This is a genomic window from Okeania sp., from assembly GCF_035285525.1.
In the GTDB taxonomy this organism is placed as follows: Bacteria; Cyanobacteriota; Cyanobacteriia; order Cyanobacteriales; family Microcoleaceae; genus Trichodesmium.
Map to the genome: position 1 here is coordinate 1 of NZ_JAYKGW010000125.1, position 7,038 is coordinate 7,038.

A 7,038-nucleotide genomic window follows, 5' to 3' on the forward strand; every position below is an offset into this window, starting at 1 on the left:
ATTTTTCCTCTGAGCTGAAATTCTAAAGTTTGGCAAACAAGGAAAAGAAGGAAAGTTTCCAACTTCTCCATCTATATCTATATTTATAGAGAAATTTTCCCTGGGTAAGTTAAAGATAAAATCTCTATTTTTCCTCTGAGCTGAAATTCTAAAGTTTGACAAAAAGGAAAAGAAGGAAAATTTCCAACTTCTCCATCTATATCTATAGACTCATCTACTTTTTTATTCCCTCTTCCTATTCAAAAAATCTAAGGAAAAACTAACTATCTTCCAAGGAGAAACTTCACAAAGATTACTCTCAAACTCAACATTAGGTTCACTAACATCTTGCTCCAACAAATTCACAACTTTTCCTATCTCTAAATCAGCATCACTTTCCAAATTTAACTTTGCCTCCTTTCCCAAACATTCATAACATCTGAAAATCCAATGTTGATTACCCTCTGACCGTTTCAATGCCATCAAAATTAAATTCTCAGTTTCCCAACCGAAAAAACGATAAACTTGTGGCAACTTTCCATCAGATTTTTCCTTACTAATTAAAGGCATTATCTCTACTAGCAAAGGCATATTTAATTCATAACCCCGTTGCACAGTTCCAGCATTTTCCCAACTGCCAATATGAGGATAAATAGCATAAGTAAATTCGTGGATTCCTACATCCGCTTTCGAGTCCGGCCAAGTCGAACCTCTCAATAAAGTTAAACGTAATTCATCTGGTTTAGCATCATATCCATATTTACAATCATTCAATAAACTTACTCCATAATTGTCTTTACTAATATCTGCCCAATGTAATGCTGGAACTTCCCATTTTGCTTTCTCTTTTTTTGTCTGAGGTTTAGTAGTTCTTTTAATTGCTCCACAAGGAATTTCATAAGTAACAAAATCTGCTTCTATATTTATAGGAAAAGCTGCTTTGACTAAAGTATGTTTTTCCTGCCAATTTACCCAACTTTTAATTTTTAATAGTGGGGAGTTAATTTCCAAAATGTAATCTTGACGAAACTCGGAATTACCTATTTTTCTAATTACTCGTAGACAGCTTTTTAACTCTCCCTTTTCTACCCAAAAAATATCTATTAATTTTGCTGGAGATAAAGGATATTGTTGATAATTAGGATCGATATTCCAAGCATCCCAATATTGACCTTGATCACGAAAAGCTTGTAGTTGATTTCCTTCAGGTTTTTTCAGAATTTCCCGTTGATTAATCTTGTCAAAAATACTTTCTAAATTTCCTGTTGTTGTCTCTACTTTTACCCGTAATAAATTGTTCTCTAAAACCCATTTTTTTGTTTCTAAACTAACAGTATTGACTTTTTTGATTTTTTTTGCTATTCTTTTGGTAAACTTGGGGACTGGTGTACCTATATATAGTTTATTGCCCAAGTCCGAAAATCTAGAACATAACCAAAATACTCGATAACCAACTCCAGGTACGTCAGAAGCAACAAACAGTAAATTATTATTCGATACCTGAGAAGTAAGTATTTGCCCAGCATTGTCATAAACTTGCCAATTATCATTTTTACCCTCCAAAAAGCTTAGATATTGGGGGTTAGGTCTTAGGGAAAAGGCTGAAGAAAAAGAAGATTCAGAAATTGTTTCTCCCCCTTGTCTTCCTTGTCCCCCTTGTCCTCCTTGCCCTCCTTGTCTCTCCTCATCCCCCCGTTCCCTAAAATCCTTTTTTCCCGGAGGCGCTGGCAAAGCAACCGAAACTAATTCTGACCTCTGCCAATTTAGAGAATTAAACACAATTATTGGATAAACCATTTCACCAAGAAAAGTCTCTAAAGGAAAAGGTGGGGAAACATCAATATTAGCAGCAACTTTCCCCATAGCTTCCACCAAAATTTCCTTACCCAACCTTTCCGCTTCCCACCAATTATGATTAGCATCCACATAAACTTCCGGGATAGCCGAACCAGGTAAAATATCGTGAAACTGATTAAACAAAACCAACTTCCAAGCAGTTTCCAAATCATTATTTCGATAAAAATAATCAGTCAAAATTGAAGCAAAAACAGAAAACAACTCCGCCTGATACAACAAATTTTCACAACGGCGGTTCCATCTTTTTTGCTCTGCATGAGTCGTATAACATCCTCGATGAAATTCCAGATAAAGTTCATCCTGCCAAACAGGAAAATTACCTGAACTTTCCTCTACTAAATTAGTCAAAAAATTCTCAGAATTACAAAACTCCAACACAGGAAAAAAACCAGACTTTTGCCATCTATTACCTACCTCCAACATATCACGAGTCGGACCTCCCCCGTGGTCTCCCACACCAGGCAACCACAAAACATTTTTTTCTCCAGTTTTTGCCAACCATTCACAAGCATACTTTGTCATTTTTACAGGTTCAATACTTTCTCCTATCGGCGGTAACATCAAACTTAAAATTCGAGTTTTATCAGGACTTTCCCACCAAAAAACTTCCCAAGGAAACTCCGTTGAATCATTCCAACGTAACTTCTGAGTAGCAAAATATTTTATATTTCCTCCTTGCAAAATTTGTGGAAGTTGCCAACAGAAACCAAAAGTATCTGGCAACCAAGCGATAGGAGAAAATTTGCCAAATTTTTTCCAAACATAACGTTGACCGTATAAAACCTGTCTAACTATTGATTCTCCTCCCACAATATTTAATTCTGGTTCCACCCATAAACCTGCGGCAACCTCCCATTTACCTAAATCAATTTGTCGTTTAATTCTATTAAATAAATCTGGTCGATTTTGTTCTATCCATTCATATAATGCTGGAGTCGAATGACAGAAAATAAGTTCAGGAAAATCTTGTTGTAAATTTAGTACAGATGCAAAAGTTCGTTGTGCAGCTTCCCAAGTTTCTTCTACATCCCATAACCAAGCTAAATCTAGATGAGCATGACCTAATAATTTGATTTTTAAACTATTAATATAGTTGTCAGAAATTTTAGTTATTTCTGAGTCGAGGTTGAGTAGCGATCGCTCAAATTTTTCTCTTTCTCCAACTGCTTCCCAATCTATCAAACTGACAGAATTTTTTATTCTCTCTAGGTTAAAGTCACTTTCAGATTGAACCTTAGTCAAATATTCAACCAAAATTTCTAATCTATCTGCCATTAAACCAGGGTCAAGCTGATAATTATCCAGATTTTCATAAACACACCAAGACTTTACTAAAGCACCTCGGTCATGTGCCGGACTTACCAACTTAATGCCAATAATAAAAGTTTCTCGAACTACCGCTTTTTGACTCAACAAAATTCGACTTGAACAGTCAAACAAATCTCCCGTTTGTACTAACTTTTCATTGATATAAATTTCGGCAGATTCAGCCCACCAAGTCAAACCCAATCTTAAAGATAAGTCAGTTAAAAGATAACCGTTTAAATGTGGAGGAATTATCAACTTTTGCCCTAACCATAAAATCTTTTTGCCTTTTTCCCAAGCAATATGTTTTCTTTCATTTGTTGTAGCTAACTGCCAAGTATCTAAATTTTTAAGTGCAGAAATAGATATATCCTCTTGACAATATCGCCATTGGTTTTGAATGTCTACTTGGGTTAATTTTCTAAGTTGTTGAATTGTTGTGAAAATTTCGGGAATTGAAAATTGCATAAAGTTTTGATTTATTGATTGATTATCCATAGGTTGTTTCAATTCAGACATTTAACTAGATTTAGATTACCATTTTTTCTCCCTGATAAAAATAAAGAATTAATGGATAATGAATAAAGAAATTTCTCAATCTTTCTCCTGTTCAGTCAAACCTATTTTTTATAGATACTCGACCAAACCTCAGACAATTATTTCTATATTTTTCTCAACAGAAAATCCTTTTTTCCTTCTACCTAACTTTCCCAAAACTCTCTCCAAACATCACCTTTCCGCTTAGATAAATTTCCTAAAATATTCACAGAAATTTCTCAATCTTTCTCCTGTTCAGCCAAACCTATTTTTTATAGATACTCGACCAAACCTCAGACAATTATTTCTATATTTTTCTCAACAGAAAATCCTTTTTTCCTTTGTCGCTTTAGATAGCACCAACTTTTGCATTTTGGAGAGATCCTAAAAATAATCAGGTTTTGCTATTGCATTTCTCAAAAAATAATGATACGATATAACTATTGGGGTTTATTCGCCTATGCACATGATTTTTTATTCAACTAAAAAATAGTGTCTTTTCTTAGCGATAGAGAAATGATATAATAGAGAATTAAATAATTTTTTGTTTTTAAAATCAACTTCAGTATTTCCAGCCTCCAGCAATAGCTGCGAAGTACAGATAACAGATAACAGATAACTGAAATGACCTCAAGCCCTTATAAAAGTAAAATATTAAATTTTATTGCGACAAAATATAGCCAAATCTTAACTCGAAGCGATCGCGTCTTCAATCACTTAAAATTTGCATTGACCAACACAGTTCAATTGTTACTTTATCCTATATATGTGTTAGTCCAAACCTCCCGTTTAGCATTTAAAATAGTACCACAAATATCCCAAAAAGTCAATAAAACAATCAGTGAAAATCATCAAACTACCGAACAACCTACCCAAAAATTATCAGTAATTTCAAAACAAGCATATCCTACCTTATTAAAATTATTAAATCCTCAACCTGTAGTAAAAAGACAATCCGAAGTCTTATCAGAATTAGACATCCCAGGAAACAACAAAATATCAGATATTTCAGCTACGGCCAGACCCAAAAATCATTCCATATCAGAAACAGCCAAGATCGAAAAAAAAGCCCCATTGCTACTGCAACCCTGTGGAGAAATTGTGCCAATGTATGGACATTTAAGACAAATCTGGAAAATTATGAGTTGGGTACAAACCAGTAAAATTGCTTTGTGGTTTAATTTGTTCAATGAATCGAGTATAGCCTTAGAACCAAATGAAGCAAAGCCCAAAAATAAAGATTATGTTCATTACCAAACTCTGCCATTATTGTCAAGTGCAAATATAACTTTCAGTGAGTTTATTCATAATTTACATCACCAGTATCTATACCCAATTAGTAGAGGTCTAGAATCAAATGGTTTACTACCACCTTTGGAAATAGAAACGGAATGGGAACTTAAATCATTCCCAGAAATAGAACTAAGTCAAAAAAACCAACCTAAGCTTTTACCTACTGAAGATGAAACATCAAAAATTGTCTCATTAGTATCCCAATTTAAAACAAATACATTCCAAATATACACCTTTCTAACAACTAAATCTTTAATTAACCTCAGAAGTTCAGAAAAATTAGAAAAGGTGAAAAATTTTTCTTTAGAGCAACATCTATCTCAGCAAAACAAACTAACTTCTACTAATAATTCTACCAAAAAACAGGAGAGCCAATTCCAAGATGATTTGAGACAAATAAATGAAAGGAGAAATAAGGAAATACCTTATAATAACATGAACAGTAGCAAAATATCTGTTCAAACTCATAATTCAAAAAGTAGAGTCAAGCAAGAACCAGACTGCTTAGAAATAAAATCAGTTCCAGTAGGGTATGTCAAACATCCCTTAGAAATAATATTGGGATGGGTAGATTTAATTATGACTTGGCTAGAAAAAATATTTGTCGAGGTGTGGCAATTATGCCTACAAAAGTTGAAAAAGAAAAATTTTTGACAAACCGAATGGTTGTAACCCGACTTTAGATTTAGCTACAGCTTCGATAATTTACAAGACATAACCATAATCTATAAACTTACAATAAATTCAGAGAGATTAATTGGGGGCTGGCTGATTAAATATAAAAGCATTTATATATAAAGGTTTTAGGCTTTATATGCCGAAAAAAAGTTCCTGGTTTCTAGTTGTTGTAGTCTCAAATCAGAAAATTTGGCCGTAACAGATAGTCTAAACTGTTCCCTTCCTTCACTAGCATATTTCCATAAGCAAATCCTAATTGTTATTAACTCATAAATATTATTTTATAGCAGTCTTTAGCAAAAATTAATGTTATTATAAGCTTAATTAGAATGAACCAAACCAGATTGAGTAAATCAATCAAAAATGCCGAATCTTAAAAAATTCGGTCTTAAACCAATCCTTGATTAGGAGAAATAATAAATGTTGACTTTGAAAATAGTTGTTAATATCGTTGTTCTATTCTTTGTCTTGTTATTTATTTTTGGATTCTTATCCAATGACCCCGCACGGAACCCTAGCGGTAGAGACATGGAGTAAACGGGTATAAATTTTTAGTCTCTATCCAAATATTACTAGAGTCTAAACTTATATCTGTGCAAAGATTGAGTTAGCCTGGAAGTCCATTAAATTTAATGAAATGAGACTTTGCAGGCTAATTTTTGGCATAATTTCAGAGAATATGGTATAAAATATGGACTCAATTCTTTAATTTTGTGAACTTAGTATTTCTATCTGAAATATGTCCTACCCTCTACCACCTCCAGAACTACCTCCAATTGTTGAAACCTTGCCTGCAAAATCTGTAACTAAATCTATTACAGATGTACAACAGGACTTCTCGACTACAAATCAAAAGAAATCTAGTCCACCCTCAAAATTCAAACAGTTTGCAGAAGAAATTAGAATATCTGACAAGAAAACTTTCTCAGGGGAAGAGTTTAGAGAAACTGTAATGTATAACTTTCCTGAAATTGCCTTAACTTTTGATCGCTATCAGAAAGTCCCTCCAGTTCAAACAACTGCTGCTAGTCTCGGACCACCATTAGAAATAAATATATCATCAGTAGAGAAAATTTCTACTCTGGAAAACCAAGTTAATTCAGATAGAAAAAAAATTTTCTCATCCATCTCATTTTCAGACTTCTCAGAATATGCTGTATCTGATTTATCGGGAACCGTAAGAAAATCACAAACTACTCAACCAAAAAATTTATTCAGTTTTGATAGTACCAAAAAATTAGAAAGTTGGAGTAACACAAAGTCACCTATTTCTACAAAATTTCAGATAGAGGAAACTACCAGCAAAAATAATACTCCAGAACTGCCAAATCTTTCCCAAGACGAAAAAACAACTTACCAAACTGAGGTCTCAGAATCAGAAGATAAAAA

3 protein-coding genes and 1 pseudogene are annotated in these 7,038 nt (G+C 33.4%); 3 read left to right on the top strand and 1 reads right to left on the bottom strand.

The annotated features are described in order from the left end of the window. Positions 1-222: 222 nt before the first annotated feature. On the bottom strand, positions 223-3,660 hold the full coding sequence (locus VKJ25_RS11850; RefSeq protein ID WP_324236838.1) for an alpha-mannosidase: 3,438 nt from the start codon (positions 3,658-3,660) through the stop codon (positions 223-225). Between the two features lie 642 nt (positions 3,661-4,302). Between VKJ25_RS11850 and VKJ25_RS11855 the strand changes: the two genes are divergently transcribed. The 3 genes and pseudogenes from VKJ25_RS11855 to VKJ25_RS11865 form a co-directional block, all read left to right on the top strand. Continuing rightward, positions 4,303-5,625, top strand: coding sequence for a hypothetical protein (locus tag VKJ25_RS11855; protein WP_324236839.1), 1,323 nt, complete (start codon positions 4,303-4,305; stop codon positions 5,623-5,625). A gap of 444 nt (positions 5,626-6,069) precedes the next feature. Next, positions 6,070-6,186 carry a photosystem II reaction center protein I gene (locus VKJ25_RS11860; protein ID WP_011612663.1) on the top strand — a complete coding sequence of 39 codons (117 nt, stop codon included), beginning with the start codon at positions 6,070-6,072 and terminating at the stop codon, positions 6,184-6,186. A 202-nt stretch (positions 6,187-6,388) separates the two neighbouring features. Further along, positions 6,389-7,038 (top strand): annotated as a pseudogene (locus VKJ25_RS11865) (DUF3769 domain-containing protein); the annotation flags it as partial.

What these genes read in the sequence shown, in the direction of transcription:
- VKJ25_RS11850 (WP_324236838.1), bottom strand. Translation starts at nt 3,660, where the DNA reads ATGTCTGAATTGAAACAACCTATGGATAATCAATCAATAAATCAAAAC.
- VKJ25_RS11855 (WP_324236839.1), top strand. Translation starts at nt 4,303, where the DNA reads ATGACCTCAAGCCCTTATAAAAGTAAAATATTAAATTTTATTGCGACA.
- VKJ25_RS11860 (WP_011612663.1), top strand. Translation starts at nt 6,070, where the DNA reads ATGTTGACTTTGAAAATAGTTGTTAATATCGTTGTTCTATTCTTTGTC.